Source organism: Moorena sp. SIO3B2 (genome assembly GCF_010692525.1).
GTDB classification, from domain to species: Bacteria; Cyanobacteriota; Cyanobacteriia; order Cyanobacteriales; family Coleofasciculaceae; genus Moorena; species Moorena producens.
In genome coordinates this window covers 1-2,106 of record NZ_JAAHHE010000716.1, presented here as the reverse complement: position 1 = coordinate 2,106, position 2,106 = coordinate 1, and the positions used below count along the sequence as shown (strand labels likewise).

Here is a 2,106-nt window from a genome sequence, read left to right as displayed (position 1 = left end):
TTCAAGGGGCGGGTTTTCACCGCCATCCAATAGATAGTTAGAAATCTTTTGAGGGTGTTACCCTCACGATTCCCCTTACTCATACCCCTCTAGTTTCTAGAGGCTCCTAGTAAGAACGAGCCGCACCCCCAGTCCAGCTAACCGTCTTGCTGGTGTAGGCTTCACAGACATCGACAACAACCTTGTTTTTTTCGATGGCTTTGTGCTTCAAGAATTCTTTAAACCGGTAATGAGCAAATGTCAACATATTTCGGGCAGTTTTCGATCGGATTTTTCGGCTTGCCTTTTTGGACATTTGGGAAGTCTCAAATGTAGGAAGGAGGATTACATCGAAATTGTCAGTAAGAAACTTTGCCGTTTTATGATGCAACTCATTCACTAAGTTCTGAATCTTGATCACCATCCGTCTTGCTGCTTTTTTCATTCGACGCTTTTGCCTTCCCTTAGCTTTGCTAATTTTCGAGATTAGATTATCTAAGTGCTGGCCGAGGCGTTGAATGCGAGAAAAGTCCCCCGTGCCTATCTTTCCTATAGAATTCTCGCCAAAGAAAGTGGCGAAAGTCCTCACCCCAGGGTCTATAGCTACTACTCTACCTTGGTTTTCGGTTTCTTTTTTAGCAGTAGTATGCGGCACAGACAAATAAATTTTACCGTTAGTACTGACCAGACGACAATCACAAATACTAGCTGGGAGAGGTTCAGCAAAGCAAACTTTTCCCAATTTTGTGTGATAAATGCCTTGATCTGATACAGCTGACTTTGGAATATAACAAGACTGCACAGGATTTTTTCTAGATCTGAATCTAACCCTGTTAATTTGAAAAGTCTTTTTGTACTTTTTCTTGGCCTCCCTCACGGCGGTGCAAGCATCCTTTATCCCTATTGATTTTATCTGATAAGGTACTGCCTTGCACCACTCAGGAAGGTCGTTTAGGATTCCAGTTTTAATAGCCTTCCAATTGGCTTTTATCTCTCCGCTCTGGAGTAATTTGATGGTCTTGTTGAATACATAACGGGACACTCCAAACCATTGACGAACCATCCGCCTTTGCTCAGCACTTAGGAAGACTCGAATCTTCTTTGATTTTTTTGCCGTATTTTCGGAGTCCGTGAACCCTGCAAGAGAAGACGTGAATGATTCAGAGAAGATCTGCTGTGAGTTCGGATCCTCGACAGCTTTCAGGTTGGTCGAGAACCAAGATTTTTCCACCGTTGAGTTCTGCCAAGTATTCAAACAGTTCAAAACCGAATCTGGTAAGTCTGTCTCTACAGGCAACAACAATTGTGAGCTGACATCCCTGCATAAGTCGTTCCAGTATGGCTCTAAGTCCTTTCCTTTTGTAGTTGAGTCCTCAGCCAATGTCAAAGATGATTTCCGCTTCCGGAAAAAGCGAGTGCATGTACGCGACTTGCCTGGCGAGGTCGTCTTTTTGTTTACTGCTGCTGACTCGACAGTAACAGATGGTGACTGGCTCAGGGGCTTGTCGTTTTCCCAAAGTGGCAAGACTAACTGTATCGAACAGTCGATACCCGCTTGGGGTTCGCTCACATTTGATGGTGCCATTGTCTGCGTATTTCCTGTTAAGTGGTTTGAGAGAGTCCCGTAAGTTCGACCGCCTTACGGAGTGGTACTAGGGTCATGTCTCTATTCTAGCAAATACTCACAGACTTTACTAAACTTTATGATACTTTATGTAACTGTCCACTAACCTCGAACTATTTCTAAAAGCATTAGAGAAATTGCTATTAAACAAAAATCCCACGGCTCAAAGTACGTGGGATTTTCAGAAAAGCTTTTTTTTAATGAGTAATCACTAACCACTGGAAATCCCACAAACTCTAGTTAAAACTCTAGTTGTAGGATGAGCGTGATGGTTAGGCTTATCTTAAAACAGACCCCAAGTCAAAGACTTATCAATGGGTAAGGTAGCACCAACACCAAGCCAGATGGTGACTAGGGTACCAAATAAAAATACCGAAGTTGCCACTGGACGGCGGAATGGGTTCTGGAATTTGTTCACACCTTCGATGAAGGGAACCAGCATCAGACCCAAGGGAACTGATCCCATAGCAGCAATACCCAAAAGTTTATTAGGGAGAATCCGC

The 2,106-nt window shown here is 43.4% G+C and carries 2 protein-coding genes and 1 pseudogene; 1 reads left to right on the top strand and 2 read right to left on the bottom strand.

What is annotated here, in order from left to right; genetic code table 11:
• Positions 1-106: 106 nt before the first annotated feature.
• A complete protein-coding gene (locus F6K38_RS40185) occupies positions 107-1,210 on the bottom strand; it encodes an RNA-guided endonuclease InsQ/TnpB family protein (protein ID WP_287360453.1) in 1,104 nt (367 codons plus the stop codon).
• On the opposite strand from F6K38_RS40185, the gene F6K38_RS40180 reads away from it, so the two are divergent.
• A complete protein-coding gene (locus tag F6K38_RS40180; RefSeq protein ID WP_287360451.1) occupies positions 1,185-1,607 on the top strand; it encodes a hypothetical protein in 423 nt (140 codons plus the stop codon). The genes F6K38_RS40185 and F6K38_RS40180 overlap by 26 nt on opposite strands.
• Before the next feature lie 279 nt (positions 1,608-1,886).
• Here the strand turns inward: F6K38_RS40180 and F6K38_RS40175 are convergent.
• Positions 1,887-2,106 (bottom strand): annotated as a pseudogene (locus tag F6K38_RS40175) (cytochrome b6-f complex subunit IV); the annotation flags it as partial.